The organism is Pseudomonas sp. GW821-FHT12A04 (genome assembly GCF_058807755.1).
In genome coordinates this window covers 1-17,739 of record NZ_JBXAQZ010000026.1, presented here as the reverse complement: position 1 = coordinate 17,739, position 17,739 = coordinate 1, and the positions used below count along the sequence as shown (strand labels likewise).

Below are 17,739 nucleotides of genomic sequence, written 5' to 3'. Positions count from 1 at the left end.
GAACTCAGCAGTGAAACGATGCATCGCCGATGGTAGTGTGGGGTTTCCCCATGTGAGAGTAGGTCATCGTCAAGATTGAATTCCGAAACCCCTGTCTGCTAACGCAGACAGGGGTTTTGTCGTTTCAGGGGTACTGAAAAGCCCGTTGTGGAGCCTCTCCACAACGGGCTTTTTCACGTCTTACGCAAACAGCTTCAGCACATTGTTCATCGCATCATCGGCAAAACCCTGTACGAAGTCCTTGAAGCCCGGCAGTGCCTCGGCGGCGCCCTGCGCCGGTTCGGCGATGATGGTCCAGGTGGCTCTGGACTTGTCCGCATCCAGTGGTTCAACGCTCATCGCGGCCCACAGATTGGCCACACCCAGGGTGTTGTAGATAGTGGTCCAGGTCATGTGCCGTGCCTGGTCGTCCCGGGAGTTGAGCTGCTCGACCACCAGGTTGCCGTCCTTGAAAAACTTTTTGCGTAGCGATGACACGCCTTCGCCAGTCATCTCTATATGCGACAGTGCCGGGATGAAGCGATCGAAGCCGGCAAAGTTACCGACTACGGCCCATACCCGAGTGGCATCGGCGGGCACGTCCACCGAGGACACCACGTGGCAGCCTTGAGGGTTTTTGATCAGGGTGTCGGGTTGCAGAATACTCATGGTTTTGCTCCGTTTGGTTGCGTCAGATGAAATTGATTTCTTTGAGGTAATCGCAGCCGCGACGCAGCAGCGCCGGGGACTTTTGCGGGTAGTGCGCGCCCATTAGCCGAACACCGGCTTGGGCGTTGTCGTGGCCGATCATCGAGATATCGCCGATGTCCTCCTCGAAGCCGTTGAGGTAGAACCCCAGCACGCCGAACAACGCGTTGTCGCTGTCGACCCGACCCAGTTGCTGTTGCCAGTCGGCGATGCTGACCATCGTGAATTCGCGGCCTGCCTCGCGGAAGGACGCCACGTAGTTGTCCCAGCTCAAGGGCTCGGGGTTGTGCAGGTTGAATACCGCTTGTTCCGGTTGATAACGACTGGCGTGGAAGGCGATGAATCGGGCGAGAAAGTCCACCGGCATCAAGTCGAAATTCAAGGCGAACTCCGGTACTTGGCCAAGCTGGATCGAGCCCTTGAGCATCAGCATCAGGCGATTCTTGTGCGGCTGACACACGCCCGTGAGGCTGTTGAAGCTGATGTTGCCGGGACGGTAGAGATTGACCCGCACACCAAGCTCCCGTGCCCGTTCGAGGATTCGCTCGCCGACCCATTTGGACAGGTTGTAGCCGTTCTTGATGTAGATCGGTGGTGTGAGTGCGGCCGGCAGCTCAAGCACTCGGCCATCGGCGGATATCGTGCTGGAGGCCGAGAGCGTCGAGACGAAGTTGAAGATTTTTTTGCTGCGTCCTTCGCACAGGCGCAAACATTCGAAAATCGGCTCGACGTTGTCCCGGGCGAGCGACTCGTAATCGAGGACGTGATTGACGTTGGCCGCGTTGTGCACCAGAGCGCCAAATTCCTGATCCAGCCGCTGGTAAACCTCGGGCGCCAAACCGAGTTCCGGCCGTGTGACGTCTGCCGTGTAAACCCGCACCCGGCTCATATCCAAATGCTCCAGACGGTTCTCCCGTAACGCTTGGGCAAAGCGCTCGTTCGCCGATTGCCCGTTGCCGTCGCGAACCAGACAGGCGACTTCACTGGCGCCCCAGGCCAGCAATGCCTCAACGATGTGTACACCGACAAAACTGTTGGCACCGGTGACGATCACCTTGTGCACATCGCCCATGCGGCTGACGGGCATTGGCTGAATATCCAGTTCGCGGAAGGCATCGCGCATGGCCTGTTCGCTCAGCACTTCTTCGCTGCCGAAGCCGCGTACCAGTGTCGCCAGTTTCTCGAGGGTGGGCATTTCGATGAAGCGGTTGATCGAGATGCTGCGCCCGAACTCCTCGCGCAGTCGCAGGAGCATGCGCGACAGGAGGATCGAGTGCCCGCCCAGATTGAAGAAGCTTTCGTCGGTGGAAATGTCGCTCGCCGGCAGCTCCAGCAACTGCGCCCAGATTTCCAGCAGCAGGGCCTCATCGGCGTTGACGGGCAGGCGCCTTGAAGGGTTCTCGGTGACGCTCACCGGCAGATCCAGCAACGCCTTGCGGTCGACCTTGCCATTGCTGGCGTAAGGCATGCTTGCCAGCTCGGTCCATGCAACAGGGCGCATGTAGTCCGGCAGGTGCTGTGTCGCGTGGGCCCTCAACGCCTGGCGAGCGCTGCCGGGAAGGTCCTCTCGGGGCTGGGCAAGGAAAGCCAGAATCCGCCGCTGGCTATCGATGATCACGGCAACCTGGCGATACAACTGGCTGTCGCGCAGGCAGCGCTCAATCTCTTCCGGCTCGACCCGGAAGCCGCGAATCTTCACCTGATTATCACGCCGACCGCACAGCTCGATCCCTTCAGCCGTCCACTTCGCCATGTCCCCGGTGCGATAGGCGCGCAGGGTCCGGCCATCAGGCAAGTTCAGTTCCAGATAACGCTCAGCGGTTTGCTGCGGGTTGTTCAGGTATCCCAGGCACACGCCCGGGCCGGCAATGTACAACTCGCCGACGGTCTGTTCGGCCACCGGTTGAAAATCGTCATCGAGAATCAACACCTGGCTGTTGGCGATTGGAGCGCCCAGCGAGCGGTTGTGGTCGCCTGGCTGGAGTTTGCGCGCGGTAATCAGCACCGTGGCCTCGGTGGGCCCGTAGAGGTTGTAGAGCTTGCCCTGACGGCTCAGCTGCTCGATGACCCACGGTTCGCAGACATCGCCGCCGGTCATCACACGGTCCAGACATTGCAACTGCTCCAGCGGCAGGATGCTCAACAAGGCGGGCGGTAAAAAGGCGTGGCTCAGCTGCCGATGACGAATCAGCTCCACCAGTTGCAGCGGATCGCGACGTTGGTCCTCGTCGGGCACGATCAGCTCGGCGCCTTGCAGCAGGGTCGGGAAGATGTCGATCAGCGATGAGTCGAAGCTCAACGAAGAAAACTGCAGCACCCGGCTCTGGCTGGTCAGCTGAACATAGTCGGCGTACCAGTGGGTGAAGTGCGCGAGGTTGGCCTGGCTGAGCAGCACGCCCTTCGGATGGCCGGTGGTGCCCGAGGTGTAGAGGGCCATGCATGGCGTATCGAGGTCGGGGCGTTGGCGCATCAACGGTTGAGAGAGATCTGCTGCATGGGCGTCGATGCTGCTGATGTCCAGCCCTGGCATCTCGTTCGCCAGGGGATGCTCGCCGTCATGCAGCAACAACACCGCGCCGGCATTCGACAGGATGTACTGCTGACGTTGCAACGGATGGCTCGGCTCCAGCGGCAAGTACACCGCGCCGCTGCCCAGGATCGCCAGGATTCCCGCATACAACGCGCTGCATTTGGGCAGGCAGATCCCGACGACTGTCGGGCCTTGATGCTGATCCAGCAGCGGTCGAAGGCGTTGCTGGATGGCGCGGCTGTGGGCGTGCAACTGGCGATAGTCGAGGGTGGTGCCATCGATGCTCAAGGCCGGACGGTCAGCATTCTGGATGCACTGTTGCTCCAGCCTTTCGATCATCGGCGTTTGCGCAAGTTGCTGCAGTCGTGGGTCGGCGGTGGCATTGAGGCGATGCACGAACGCGAGGCTGTCCAGGAACCGCAAACTCTCGATGCGCTCGAAGCGAACAGGTTCGGCGGGTTCGGCGAACCGAAAATAGTCGACATCGCGCGAGTAGCGGCTGACCAGCAGCGCCACGTGGTCAACCAGTGCTGTCATGGCCTGCCTACGCAACGCCTGGCCGTTACCCGACGGCTCATCGGCGATGGGTACACGGGTCAGCAGCGTTGAGCCATGGCTGCACAACAGGTCCAGCGAAGGCAGGCCGGACGCCTGCGGCAGGCCAAGGCCCAATTGCAATGTCAGTCGTTGCGCCTGACAGGTGAACGGAGGTGACGTGCCATCGTCGATCAGTAGATCCGCAGGCCCCGACATTTCGTCGAGTGCGAACATCCGCGTCAGTGAGTGACCGTGTTGTTCGAGTTCCAATGCCAGCTCGGTCAGTGCCTGGCTTTGTCCGATGAGCAAGATGTCGAGACGTCTCATGATGGGCTCCTCGTCAAACCAGGTAGTCGCTGAGGGCGGTTTGTACGCACGGCGAATCGAGCAACGAACTGCTGTGGAAAAACCGCACAATGTTGGCCACCAGCGGGTGATGGCGACTTATCGGGAAGGCCAGTGCCGATACTTCGTTCCTGAGGGCGTGGCGCGCCGAGTCGTTGATCTGCAGTGCGTCGATCAGGCAGAAGTCGAAGGATTTCTGGATGTCGTTGGTCAGGTAATGAGCAATGAACACCGGCAAGATCTGGGCGATGCACTGGCGGTCGTCTGCACTTGCGGCATGCCAGTAGATGCGTACCAGCCGTGCCCAAAAACCGGAGTGACGCCCCTCGTCCAGCAAGTGATCGGCCATCAGGCCCTTGATCGATTGCTTGACCGTGTCGTCCTTGGCAAACGCGGCGACATCACCGGTCACCGTGTTTTCGGCGATGGCCACGCAGATCAGTTCTACAGCGCTACGCAGGTGCTCCGGTGCGAGCGCCACGGCCGCCGGTATTGCTCGGCTCAGTTCGATTTCATCCGGCAATTCAATGGGGGTGATGCCGGTCAACGCGATGGTCTGTTGCATGAAATCCATCGCCACCAGTGCGTGATAATCCTCGTCCACCACGACAGTCATGGCGTCGTAGCGGCAGGCGAACGGGAACTCGACCGCGAAGCGATTCTTGGCGATGCTGCGGGCGGTTTTGTCGACGATCTCGGTTTCGAAGATCACCACATCGTTGATGAACTTGTAGAGGGTTTGCACCAGGGCGAAGTCGCGCTGTTCCGGGCATTGGCGCACAAAGGTTTCGCTCAGTACCAGCGGTTGGCGGCTCAACGGGTAGATCAGTTTGTCGTCGTTTTCCAGCACACGACGCGGGCGGGTTCGGATGGTCGCGCGGCTCTCCCAGGCATCAGCGAAGGATTGGTAGTCTGCGGCGTTCATGCGCTCACCTCCGTGACGGATACGTTCATGCTCAGGCGCAACCCGTCCCACAGGGCGATACGACTTTCCACGGCTGCGATGGCGCTCGCGTACACATCTTCCTGCCGTTGCGGGTCGCTATCGACCAGTCGCGACAGGAGCTTTTCCGCTGCCGGGCCGTGGTCCTCGGAATCGACCTCAATGTGCCGTTCGAGGTAGTACCGGAAAGTCGGTGCCTGTTCGATGCCGATGCCCCAATCGTCGAGGATGCGCTGGAACATCTGCGGGATAACGCTCTCGCGACCGTGCAGAAACGCCGCCGCCACACTGTGACCCGGCGCATGTAGTGCGGTGTGTAGCGTATGGCGAACGAAATCCGCGGCCGCCGGATCGACCTTGATGCTCTGCAAGGCCACGTCGTAGCTCACACCCTCTTGCTGCAGGGCCACGAAGCGTTCGATGGCAACGGTACAGGCGCCGACCTCGCGCATTGCATCCAGGTACAACTCGAAGTGGCTGTAATGACCCCGGGCCGGACGATCATCCGACTCCTCACCCAGTACGATCTCGTTGATCAACCGCGCGGCCTGGGGATCCTGCGGTGGTAGCCAGGGCAGTCGCACGCAGGTCAATTCCTGTTGCAGGCGCTTGGTCAGCGACATGAAGTCCCATACGGCAAACACGTGGGTTTCCATGAAGCGTCGCAGGACCGGCAGCGAATGTATTTCAGAGAAGATCGGGTGCTCGCTAAGTTCTGATTTTTTTTGAAGCAGACGTTCTTTAGTTGGTTTCATGGATGAGCCTGTAAATGATCCGGGGTGAGAAGTAATCAAGCACTGAAGTTCGCTGTAAGTTTTCTCCTGGCGAACGGGTACCTCAAACGTATTGATCTTTTTCAGTGCTATTGATGCCGAGTAGCTGAAGCGTTACTGCCGTTTGTGGCTGGCGGCGAAGAAAAACTAATACACATATAAAGTCTTGATCAAGTTGTTTTGTTATTATTTAAATGTTCAACTTTTTCGAAGATGACAAGTTCCAATAAAACTTTTCATATTGGTTTTATTTTGACGTAGTTACTCCTTCCGGCTTATGTAAGTCAGAATTAAACAAAGAGTGAATGCCTCACTCGAAGTAACTTTTTACGGGCGTCGTTGTGGGTGTCTGAGGGGGTGGAATTGGGTCGCGAGTGATACCGATCCTTCCGGTCCCGTGATGAGGCTCCTTCCTTCGCTTCTGGGGGCAGAGACTGCTCCATTCGCACGGAGCGTCACCCGTTTTTTGTCCTGGTTATCCAGAGTGGGCGTAAATCGAGGTGGCCGCCATTACTGAGGCATCACGCAAACGTTGCAATGGTCGGGTTTTAAGGCGGCGGGGCGTTGGGGCGCGGTATGGCGCCGCAAGGGCGGTGTGGTATGGGGGCGGGGGATTTGTAATCAAATCATTCGCGGAGCATTTGGGGGAGTGCGCGGCAAGCGAGGAAAACCCTTCGTTACATTCCCCGGGCTTGCCGCCGCGGGCTACTTCGATCTGTTCCTGGCTTGGACTTCAGGGCTGTTGAGGTAGCGCGTAATGACCTCGACCCCTCGGTTCAGGTGATGCTCGAGCAGCTGCACGGAGTGTTCGACGTCCCGGGCTTCGGCTGCCTGCAGCAGTGCCTTGTGGTCATCCTGGGAGAGTTTGCCCAGGCCCATGGCTTCCAGGTTGAAGCGCAGGAACCGTTCTTCTTCGTTCAGGCCGTCTTCGACCAGTTTCAACAGACGGCGATTCGGCGCCCGGGTGTAAAGCGCCATGTGGAACAGGCGATTGAGCCGACCGATTTCGGTGTAGTCGCTTTCCGTTTCCAGTGCATCGATGTAGCGGGCAGCCTGTTCGAGATCTTCGTCCTGGAGCAGTGGTACCGAGAGACGCAGGGCTTCGGATTCCAGCAGGATGCGCAGCGCGTAGGTTTCCACGGCATCGCCCTGTACCAGCGGCGCGACCACGGCGCCCTTATGGGCAACCACATTGAGCAACGATTGTGCTTCGAGTTGGCGCAAGGCTTCGCGTACAGGCATGCGGCTGACGCCGAACAGGTCGGCGAGGTCTTGCTGGCGCAAGGCCGCACCGCAAGGAATGCGCCCGTCGAGTATGGCCGCGCGCAGGGTTTCTTCGATCACCGAGCGTGCCATGTGTGCAGGAATCGGCCCGTTGACCTTGATACTGCTGAGAGGGTTGGGCTTTTGTGTCACTAAACGCACCCTGATTGATGGAATATTTTTGGATCCAAATGACACTAGTGACTGGCTGACTGCTTGTCAAACAAGCTCTGGAGTGCCTTTCTTCCAGTTTAGCGCGCCGCCAGTGATCTCACCGTGCCATTGTCTTTTTCCGGGCTAACCTTCACCATTCGAACGACTCCCTCCTGCCTATCCAGGATGCCTCGCATTGGTGGCAAGTTTAACGATCCCCCGGGTTTTACGCTGGCTGTGCAGCGCATTGCTGCTGACTGGCGTGATGCTGGGCAGCTTGAGCGCCGATTGGGATTTTTCCCTGATCAGCCGGCGAGCGCAGGCATTGTACGGACCTTTGGGAGAAGGTCAGCAGCGCATTAATGATTGGCAATACTTGTTGACCAGCCAGAAGCAGATCGGCGAGCTGGAACAACTCAATGTGGTCAATCGCTTCTTCAACAAACAGCTGCGATACGTCGAAGACATGGATCTGTGGCATGAAGTCGACTACTGGGAAACCCCGATCGAAGCCCTCTGGAAAGGCGCCGGCGACTGTGAAGACTACGCTATTGCCAAGTACTTCAGCCTGCGACACCTCGGTGTAGCCAGTGAAAAGCTGCGTATCACCTATGTCAAGGCACTGACCCAGAACCGTGCGCACATGGTGCTGACCTACTACTCGAGTCCGGAGGCCGAGCCCCTGGTGCTCGACAGCCTGATTGATGCAATCAAGCCGGCCAGCCAGCGAAAGGATTTGCTGCCGGTCTACTCTTTCAACGCGGAAGGGATGTGGTTACCGGGTGCCAAGGGCAATAAAAAGGTTGGCGATACCAAACGCCTTTCGCGTTGGCAGGATGTGTTGAAAAAAATGCAGGCCGAAGGATTCCCGGTCGAGACGACTAACTAGGAGCACGTGCTCAGATGTCTTTGTTCAAACAGCTGTTGATTGCTATCTGTCTGTTCCTGGTGGTCGCCTTCACCGGCAGTTTCATGGTCAGTCTGGAGAGCTCGCGTACTCAGTACGTCAACCAGTTGCGCTCCCATGCCCAGGACGCCGCGACGGCGCTGGCGCTGTCCCTGACACCGAACATCGACGACCCGGCGATGGTCGAGTTGCTGGTCAGCTCGATTTTCGACAGCGGTTACTACGCGAGCATCCGCGTGGTCGATGTGAAGACCAATCAGACCCTGGTCGAGCGCACGGGCATTCCGGCGGTCAACAATGTTCCGGACTGGTTCGTCAAACTGATCGGCCTGGAGCCCGCCGGTGGTGATGCGATCGTCAGCCGTGGCTGGGAGCAGGCTGCCCGGGTCGAGGTGGTCAGCCACCCGATGTTTGCGCTGGCCAAACTATGGCAAAGCGCTTTGGGCAGCCTGGGCTGGTTGCTGCTATGTGGCGCGGTCAGTGCGGTACTGGGCGCATTGTTGCTGCGTCAGCAATTGAGACCGCTGGATTACATGGTCAAGCAATCCCACGCTATCGCCCGGCGGGAATTCCTCAGTCTGCCAGAACTGCCGCGCACCCCCGAACTTCGCCGGGTAGTGCAGGCCATGAACCAGATGGTCGAGAAGCTCAAGGCACTCTTCCAGGAACAGGCCGAACGCAGTGAAAAACTTCGGGTCGAGTCCTATCAGGACTCGTTGACCGGGTTGGCCAACCGGCGTTATTTCGAGATGCAATTGAATGCGCGGGTAAGCAACCCGGAGCAGGCCAGTTCCGGTTACCTGCTGCTGTTGCGGGTCAAGGATCTGGCCGGTCTCAACCAGCGCCTTGGTGGTCAGCGCACCGATGAAGTGCTCAAGGCCGTCGGCGAGCAATTGTCCCGCGAGTGCGCCAAATACCCGGAAACCCAAAACCTGGTCACCCGTATCCGCGGTGGCGAATTTGCCGTACTGGCACCGGGACTGGTGCGCACAGAAGCGCTGCAATTGGCACAGAACCTCGACAGCGCCTTGGCCAGTCTTCACGCTACCGGCGCCACCGATGTGGCTGCCGTAGCCTCTATCGGCCTGGCGCCTTTTGCTCACGGCGACTCGCCGCAAGCCGTGCTCAGCCTCGGCGATCAGGCACTGGCGCAGGCCGAAGGCCAGGGCGAGCAAAATTGGGCCTGTATCGAACACAGCCTTGCGGCCAGTGTCGGCGACGATCACCACGCCTGGCACCTCATGCTCGACCAGGCGCTGACACAGCAGCGTTTCGAGCTGTATTTCCAACCGGTCGTGGCCGCTCAGGACACGCAACTGGTGTTGCACTACAAAGTGTTGTCGCGACTGCTCGACGAACACGGCCAGACCATCCCCGCCGGGCGTTTTCTGCCTTGGCTGGAGCGCTTCGGCTGGACTGCACGTCTGGATCGGCTGATGCTCGAGCGGGTATTGGAGCAAATGAGCGGGCATGAGGAATCGCTGGCGCTGAACCTGTCGTCGGCTACCCTGGCCGATCCGCAGGCGCAAAACAAAATCTTCGAGATACTGCGCTCGCATTCCAACCTCGGCCCGCGTCTGACCCTGGAAATTGGCGAAGAGCAACTGCCTGATCAGGCAGTGCTGGAGCAACTGACCCGGCGCCTGCGCGAACTGGGGTTCTCCCTGAGCCTGCAACGTTTCGGTGGCCGCTTCAGCATGATCGGCAACCTGGCCCGGTTGGGTCTGGCGTACCTGAAAATCGATGGCAGCTACATTCGGTCGATTGATCTGGAGAGTGACAAACGCCTGTTCATCGAGGCGATCCAGCGAGCGGCGCACAGCATTGACTTGCCCCTGATTGCCGAGCGGGTCGAGACAGAAGGGGAGTTGTCGGTGATTCGCGAGATGGGGTTATACGGTGTACAGGGTCAGTTGTTCGGCGAGCCAAAACCCTGGGCCTGATGTGATCGCTCCCACGCCGTGCGTGGGAATGATCGCAGGGGCGCGTCAGATCAGCCCGGTCTCCTCATCATCGATCAATTGGCTCAAGCCACCCAAGGCTTCACGGGCCTGGTTCCGGTCCATGAGCTTGGCCTGGGCCGCCGTCGGCAGGTCGGTGACGCGGATCACGCCTTTCTGCGTCAGCACCTGAATCAAGTCGTCGAGTACCCGGATCATTTCCAGGTCACTTTGCTTGAGCTGTTTGAGGCTGGTTTCCACAGCCGCGTTGGCAAACCAGGCCTGGATCTCATGATTGTCGGCCGCCAGCGTTTCCGTGGCCTCGGCGTAGGCGGCGGGTTCCACGCGTACCAACAGGCCCTGCGCATCGCGTTGCACGTAAAACATTGAGCATCCCTCAGAATTGAACCAGCGTCATGCTGTCAGCAGCATAGGTCAACTGCACGCCAGTATGTGGCGCAGCGACGAAATCGTCACCGGGCAGCGGATGCAAACGTGACGGCCGCCCCATAGGGAGCGGCCGTTATCATGCATCAGCTGTTGTTGTGATCGATCTTGATGGTCGGGTCGCTACCGGCAATCAGGTTGTGCAGGTTGGCGCTGGACCAGTTGTTGCCTTCCAGTTTGATCGTCACGTCCGGTGTGGCGGCGGCCGCATTGCCCGAGTTGAACTGGCCGGTTGTGCTGACTTGCAGCGACGACACGCCATCGACCGTGGAGATCTTCAGAAAGTTGTCGATGGTGCTGCCGGTTTCACCCTGCAACAGATCGCGCAGGTCGATCCGGTCGCCTTCGCTGGCCTTGAAGTCCTTGATCACGTCGTTGCCGGTGTCGCCCGCTTTCCAGACGAAGGTATCACCACCGGAACCACCGATCAGGATGTCGTTGCCCTGTCCACCCATCAACGTGTCGTTGCCGGTACCCCCGAGCAGGATGTCATTGCCCTTGCCTCCGTCGAGGGTGTCGTTACCGCCCAAACCGAACAGGATGTCATTGCCCGCCCCGCCCAGCAGGGTGTCGTTGCCGTCATGGGCACCGGACACATCGAACGCGTTGTAATGCTCGGTGATGTACTGGTGCACATTGCTGGTGGTGACGTTGCTGACGTCCACACCGGATTGCTGCGCCACGAAGGCTTGCATTGCCTGGTAACCCTCGCCGGCAATGCCGTTGAAACTCACCAGATCGCCGAACAGAAGGTCGTTGCCGTCGCCACCGCTGACGGTATCGTGACCCGGCATCGTCGCTTCAGTGTGGCCGATTATCGAGTTGGCCAGGTCCTTCGGATCAATGTTGGTTTGTGGCGATTGATTCGAGTCGTACGGCTTCAGGTCGTTGAGGCTCACTCCGCTGTTGAGGCCAATCGCCTCGACATTCGACAGGTTGCTCAGCAACGTAAAGCTGCCGGTGGAGTTGCTGGTGGTGTCCCCGTCGGTGCTGTTGCCGTCGCCGTCACGCCCCGAGAACTCGTAGGTACCGTCACCCTGGGCATGCAGATAGCCGAAGTCCTTGGATGACCAGCTACTTCCGTTGCCGTTGCCGTTGCCATTGCCGTTGTTGCCATTGTTACCGTTGCTGCTCTTGGTCCAGACCGTCACATAGCCCGAGGCGGTAATGTCGATCTGGTGCGTGCTGTCGGGGAACAGGCTGATCGCTGTGCCCAGCTGATAGTTGCTGGTGGTGATCAGGCTATCGAGTGTTGTGCTGCCATACAGGGTCGGGTTGGTCGACTCGCTGCTCTGGTAGTAAGTCGGCTTGCCGTCAGTAATGAAATACGTGAGGTTCTTCGCCCCGATGTTGGCCACGGCGTCCGCACTCTGGAACCAGTTGGCCGTGGTTTTGAACACGTCCTCGTAGTTGGTGCCGCCACCGGATGACATCGAGTCCAGAGTCGCCTTCAACTGAGTCAGCGCATTCGGGTCTTTGAGGTTCACCGATACCGACTTGTTGACCTGGGTGTCGAAGTCCACCAGGAAGATGTTCACCGTACCCGAGTTGCTGCCCAGGCTTTGCTTGAGGGTGTTGAACACCGACGTCAGCTGGTCCTTGGCCGAGTTGATCGACGAGGAACTCATACTGCCGGAGCTGTCGACCATGAACGCGATGTTGTAGTTGGTGCCCGGCACCACGGTCAGGCCGCCGATGTCGGCGACGATGATGTCATTGCCGTCGGTGCCGGTGATGGTGTCATCGGCCGCCGTGGCGGTGACGGCGTTGTAGACCGCCGGGTACACAGTCACGGGGATCTGTGAAGTGCTGCTGGCCGAACCACCCAGGGCCTCGGTGGAGGTCGAGGTCACGGTCAGGTTGAACTGGCCGTTGTAGTACGGTGGTGGAGTGACAGTCAGAGAGCCGAGGCTCCAGCCCGTCACGTTGGCCTCGCCATTGGTCGCGGTGACCGTGAAGGTATGTCCCGCGCCGTCGGTGAGCACCGAGCCGACCGGCATGCCGCTGATCTTCAGGCTCAGGCTTTCCGAGCCGTCGGTGTCGGTCAGCGCGGTGGTGATGGCGGACAATTTCACACTGGTGCCTTCGGCGCCGGTGTTGAGTTTGTAACCGTCGTAGTAGCCTTCGCCATTGGAGCCGTGCAAGTCGGACACGGTCACGCCGGCATTCACCAGATCTGACACGCCAGTGTAAATCGGTACGCCGGCACTGCTCAGGTCGATCGGCGTGCTGCCATTGACCGACAGGTTGACGTCATAGCTGCCCGGGCCGCTCTGGTTGTGGTGGTAGATGTCCAGGGTGTAGTAGCCGCTGGTGGTCGGGGTGTACGAACCATTGAGGTTGCCGCCCGCGCCCCACGTGATTGCGGCCACGTTCTTGCCTCCGATAGTCACCAGCAGGCTGTCATCGCCAACACCGCTGAAGGTATAGGTCTTGCCGGCTTCGAGGTAGATCAGGCCGGAGGTTTTCGACGCCGTACCGGCGGTCACGCTACCGTCGGACTGCACGTTGGTCACGGTGCCTTTGGAGTTCGGTGTGCCAGCGGCGTCGATCACATTTTTCAGCGTGGTCGAGTCCGCGCCGTTGCCGCTGGTACCCAGGCCCGACAGACCGGTCCAGACTTCCTTGATCAGCCCGGTGGACCTCACGCTGTTGTCGGCAACGCTCAGGGTCGGGGCATCCGCCACTGGGGCGATGTCGATCTTGATCGTGCCGGTGTTGCCCAGCGCCTGGCCGTCGGTTGGCTGGAACTTGATCTGTGCGTAGTCGGCCTGGTTGTTGCCCAGGTTGGTACCACCGTATCCGTCCACGCCCGATTCGTTGGCATCCGGCATGAAGCGCAGTTTGCCAGCGTCGATGTCGGCTTTGCTGAAGGTCTGGTCGGCGGCGACATCTTTCCAGGTCGAGCCGTCCAGGTACTGCAGTTTACCCTCGCCCGGCAGCTGGGTGATTTTCACGCCCTGGCTGGTGGCCGGACTGTCGACGTCGCTGACGCCGAAGGTCGACCAGCCGAGGATCAGTGGCGTTTCTTCGGTGCCGGTGACGTTGACCGGTGCTGCGACCGGTGCGTCATTGACCGCCACCACGTTGACCGTGGTGGTCGCGGTGTTGGAGTAGTTGCTGCCATCGGTCACCGTCACGGTGATGATGCGCGGCACTGTGCTCGGATCTTCACTGTTGTTGGTGAAGGTGATGTTCTTGATCTGCTGCATGTAGTCGGCCAGCGTTGCGCTACCCGACAAGGTCAGCGTGACGGTGCCATTGGTGCTGTTGGCATTGATGGTGATGCCGTTGACGCTGTTGCCCAGGTTCAGCGCATCGCCGTCCTGACGATTGGTCAGTACGATGGTCGCGCCGGTCAGCAAGGTGCTGTCCGGGTCGGCGATGCTCAGGTCGGTATCGCCGATCGACACGCCAGGGCCGGCAGTGTTTTCGGTGAACGTCACCTTGTGGTCGGCCCCGGTGGCGCCACTGGAGTTGTTGGCGTCGAGGTCCAGTAATGGTGGTGCATCGTTGTCGATGATCGAAGTGCTGACGCTGCCGTTGGACGCGCTGATCGCCAGGCTCTCGAAGTTGCCACCGGTGGCCGAGTCGATCTTGACCACGAAGTTTTCGGTGCCTTCGGTGATCTTGTCATCGATGGTCGAAATGTCGAACGGCACGCTGCTGACACCCGCCGGGATCTTCACGGTGTACACACCGGTGAAGTCAGAACCGTCGGCGGCGGTACCGCTGTAGACGATATTCAGCGTCACTTCGGTCTGGGCCGGGTGAGTCAGGCTGACGGTGTAACTGGCGGTCTGGCCTTCGGTTACCGAGGTGCTGCCGCTGATGCTGACAGTGGTGGTGTCCTGGAAGTCACTGACGCTGGTCGACGCGGGAGTCTTATCCGTGCCGATGGCTTCAAGGTTGCCGCCGCTGGCGGTCTTGATGGATTCGCTAACGGTTGGCGCGCCGATGTAGACGTCGTTGCCGACCGTCACCGGCAGGGTGCCGGAGCTCTGGCCTTCGGTGATGGTGATGACCTTGCCGCTGTCCAACGTCACGGTGACCGGACCGTTCTGCGCGGTGACCGGTTTGCCCTGGGCATCGGTCAACGTGGCGGTGTAGGTGATGGTGCCGTTCTCATCCACGCTCGGGGTCGCGGTCAGGGTCACGGTGGTGGTGTCGTTGACGTCATTGACCGTGATGGTTACTGGCGTTGTGTTTGGCGACACCAATTCCAGGTTGCCGCCCACCGCGTCCTTGATGGATTCGGTGACGGTGGTCGGACCTTTGTAGACGTCGTTGCCCACCGTCACCGGCAGGGTGCCGGAACTCTGGCCTTCGGCGATGGTGATGACCTTGCCGCTGTCGAGGGTCACGGTCACCGGACCGTTTTGCGCGGTGACCGGTTTGCCTTGGGCATCGGTCAACGTGGCGGTGTAGGTGATGGTGCCGTTTTCGTCCACGCTCGGGGTGGCGGTCAAGGTCACGGTGGTGGTGTCGTTGACGTCATTGACCGTGGTGGTTACTGGCGTTGTATTTGGTGACACCAATTCCAGGTTGCCGCCCACCGCGTCCTTGATGGATTCAGTGACGGTGGTTGGACCTTTGTAAACGTCGTTGCCGACCGTCACCGGCAGGGTGCCGGAGCTCTGGCCTTCGGCAATGGTGATGACCTTACCGCTGTCGAGGGTCACGGTGACCGGACCGTTTTGCGCGGTGACCGGTTTGCCTTGGGCATCGGTCAGCGTGGCGGTGTAAGTGATGGTGCCGTTTTCGTCCACGCTCGGGGTGGCGGTCAAGGTCACGGTGGAGGTGTCGTTGACGTCATTGACCGTGGTGGTTACTGGCGTTGTGTTTGGTGACACCAGCTCCAGGTTGCCACCGTCGGCCGACTTAATCGACTCGGTCACGGTGGTCGGACCTTTGTAGACGTCGTTGCCGACCGTCACCGGCAGGGTGCCGGAACTCTGGCCTTCGGCGATGGTGATCACCTTGCCGCTGTCGAGGGTCACGGTCACCGGTCCGTTCTGCGCGGTGACCGGTTTGCCCTGGGCATCGGTCAGCGTGGCGGTGTAAGTGATGGTGCCGTTCTCATCCACGCTCGGGGTCGCGGTCAAGGTCACCGTAGTGGTGTCGTTGACATCGGTAACCGTGGTTTCCACCGGGGTCTTGATCGGATCGATGGACTCGAGGTTGCCGCCCACTGCGTTCTTGATGGATTCGGTGATGGTGGTCGGACCCTTGTAGACGTCGTTGCCCACCGTCACCGGCAGGGTGCCGGAGCTCTGGCCTTCGGCGATGGTGATGACCTTGCCGCTGTCGAGGGTCACAGTCACCGGACCGTTCTGCGCGGTGACCGGTTTGCCCTGGGCATCGGTCAAGGTCGCGGTGTAAGTGATGGTGCCGTTCTCATCCACACTCGGGGTCGCGGTCAAGGTCACCGTGGTGGTGTCGTTGACGTCATTGACCGTGGTGGTTACTGGCGTTGTGTTTGGCGACACCAATTCCAGGTTGCCACCCACCGCGTCCTTGATGGATTCGGTGACGGTGGTCGGGCCCTTGTAGACATCGTTGCCCACCGTCACCGGCAGGGTGCCGGAGCTCTGGCCTTCGGCAATGGTGATGACCTTGCCGCTGTCGAGGGTCACGGTGACCGGACCGTTCTGCGCGGTGACCGGCTTGCCCTGGGCATCGGTCAGCGTGGCGGTGTAGGTGATGGTGCCGTTTTCGTCCACGCTTGGAGTGGCGGTCAAGGTCACGGTGGTGGTGTCGTTGACGTCGGTAACCGTGGTGCTGACCGGGGTCTTGATCGGATCGATGGACTCGAGGTTGCCGCCCACCGCGTCTTTGATGGATTCGGTGATGGTGGTCGGACCCTTGTAGACGTCGTTGCCGACCGTCACCGGCAGGGTGCCGGAGCTCTGGCCTTCGGCAATGGTGATGACCTTGCCGCTGTCCAACGTCACGGTGACCGGACCGTTCTGCGCGGTGACCGGTTTGCCTTGGGCATCGGTCAGCGTGGCGGTGTAAGTGATGGTGCCGTTCTCGGCCACGCTCGGGGTGGCGGTCAGGGTCACGGTGGTGGTGTCGTTGACGTCATTGACCGTGATGGTTACTGGCGTTGTGTTTGGCGACACCAATTCCAGGTTGCCGCCCACCGTGTCCTTGATGGATTCAGTGACGGTGGTCGGACCCTTGTAGAGGTCGTTGCCGACCGTCACCGGCAGGGTGCCGGAGCTCTGGCCTTCGGCGATGGTGATGACCTTGCCGCTGTCGAGGGTCACGGTCACCGGACCGTTCTGCGCGGTGACCGGTTTGCCCTGGGCATCGGTCAAGGTCGCGGTGTAAGTGATGGTGCCGTTTTCGTCCACGCTCGGGGTCGCGGTCAAGGTCACCGTGGTGGTGTCGTTGACATCGGTAACCGTGGTTTCCACGGGGGTCTTGATCGGATCGATGGACTCGAGGTTGCCGCCCACCGCGTCCTTGATGGATTCGGTGACGGTGGTCGGGCCCTTGTAGAGGTCGTTGCCCACCGTCACCGGCAGGGTGCCGGAGCTCTGACCTTCAGCGATGGTGATCACCTTGCCGCTGTCGAGGGTCACAGTCACCGGACCGTTCTGCGCGGTAACCGGGGCACCGTTTTTGTCGGTCAGCGTCGCGGTGTAGGTGATGGTGCCGTTCTCATCCACGCTCGGGGTGGCGGTCAAGGTCACCGTAGTGGTGTCGTTGACGTCATTGACCGTGGTGGTTACTGGCGTTGTGTTTGGCGACACCAATTCCAGGTTGCCGCCCACTGCGTTCTTGATGGATTCAGTGACGGTGGTCGGACCCTTGTAGAGGTCGTTGCCGACCGTCACCGGCAGGGTGCCGGAGCTCTGGCCTTCGGCGATGGTGATGACCTTGCCGCTGTCGAGGGTCACGGTGACCGGACCGTTTTGCGCGGTAACCGGTTTGCCTTGGGCATCGGTCAGCGTGGCGGTGTAAGTGATGGTGCCGTTTTCGTCCACGCTCGGGGTGGCGGTCAGGGTCACCGTGGTGGTGTCGTTGACATCGGTAACCGTGGTGCTGACCGGAGCCTTGATCGGAACGATGGACTCGAGGTTGCCGCCCACCGCGTCCTTGATGGATTCAGTGACGGTGGTCGGACCTTTGTAGACGTCGTTGCCCACCGTCACCGGCAGGGTGCCGGAGCTCTGGCCTTCGGCGATGGTGATGACCTTGCCGCT

Annotated in this window: 8 protein-coding genes, 1 rRNA gene and 1 pseudogene; 3 read left to right on the top strand and 7 right to left on the bottom strand. The window is 60.2% G+C overall.

All coding sequences use genetic code 11. The features are described from left to right. Nucleotides 1–75 (top strand): 5S ribosomal RNA (rrf, locus tag AC1RS8_RS27855); the annotation flags it as partial. A 105-nt stretch (nt 76–180) separates the two neighbouring features. Here rrf and AC1RS8_RS27850 read toward each other — a convergent pair. From AC1RS8_RS27850 to AC1RS8_RS27830, 5 genes are all read right to left on the bottom strand, one after another. After that, complete coding sequence (locus AC1RS8_RS27850) at nt 181–648, bottom strand: SRPBCC family protein (RefSeq protein WP_150815191.1); 468 nt, start codon at nt 646–648, stop codon at nt 181–183. A gap of 22 nt (nt 649–670) precedes the next feature. Further along, a complete protein-coding gene (locus tag AC1RS8_RS27845) occupies nt 671–4,081 on the bottom strand; it encodes an amino acid adenylation domain-containing protein (RefSeq protein ID WP_489339511.1) in 3,411 nt (1,136 codons plus the stop codon). A gap of 13 nt (nt 4,082–4,094) precedes the next feature. After that, nucleotides 4,095–5,024 carry a diiron oxygenase gene (locus AC1RS8_RS27840; RefSeq protein ID WP_154910996.1) on the bottom strand — a complete coding sequence of 310 codons (930 nt, stop codon included), beginning with the start codon at nt 5,022–5,024 and terminating at the stop codon, nt 4,095–4,097. Next, on the bottom strand, nt 5,021–5,797 hold the full coding sequence (locus tag AC1RS8_RS27835) for a DUF3050 domain-containing protein (protein ID WP_218495515.1): 777 nt from the start codon (nt 5,795–5,797) through the stop codon (nt 5,021–5,023). Before AC1RS8_RS27835 ends, AC1RS8_RS27840 begins: the two co-directional genes overlap by 4 nt. 723 nt (nt 5,798–6,520) lie before the next feature. Then, a complete protein-coding gene (locus AC1RS8_RS27830) occupies nt 6,521–7,231 on the bottom strand; it encodes a GntR family transcriptional regulator (protein ID WP_349737046.1) in 711 nt (236 codons plus the stop codon). 196 nt (nt 7,232–7,427) lie between these two features. On the opposite strand from AC1RS8_RS27830, the gene lapG reads away from it, so the two are divergent. Then, complete coding sequence (gene lapG, locus AC1RS8_RS27825; RefSeq protein ID WP_057712560.1) at nt 7,428–8,120, top strand: cysteine protease LapG; 693 nt, start codon at nt 7,428–7,430, stop codon at nt 8,118–8,120. A 14-nt stretch (nt 8,121–8,134) separates the two neighbouring features. Then, entirely contained in the window at nt 8,135–10,081 is a 1,947-nt protein-coding gene (lapD, locus tag AC1RS8_RS27820; RefSeq protein ID WP_090452371.1) for a cyclic di-GMP receptor LapD, read from the top strand. Between the two features lie 45 nt (nt 10,082–10,126). On the opposite strand, the gene AC1RS8_RS27815 is transcribed toward lapD, so the two are convergent. Next, nucleotides 10,127–10,465 (bottom strand): tryptophan synthase subunit beta, encoded by a 339-nt coding sequence (locus AC1RS8_RS27815; protein ID WP_489339512.1) that lies wholly within the window; start codon nt 10,463–10,465, stop codon nt 10,127–10,129. 146 nt (nt 10,466–10,611) lie between these two features. After that, a pseudogene (locus AC1RS8_RS27810) lies at nt 10,612–17,739 on the bottom strand (LapA family giant adhesin); the annotation flags it as partial.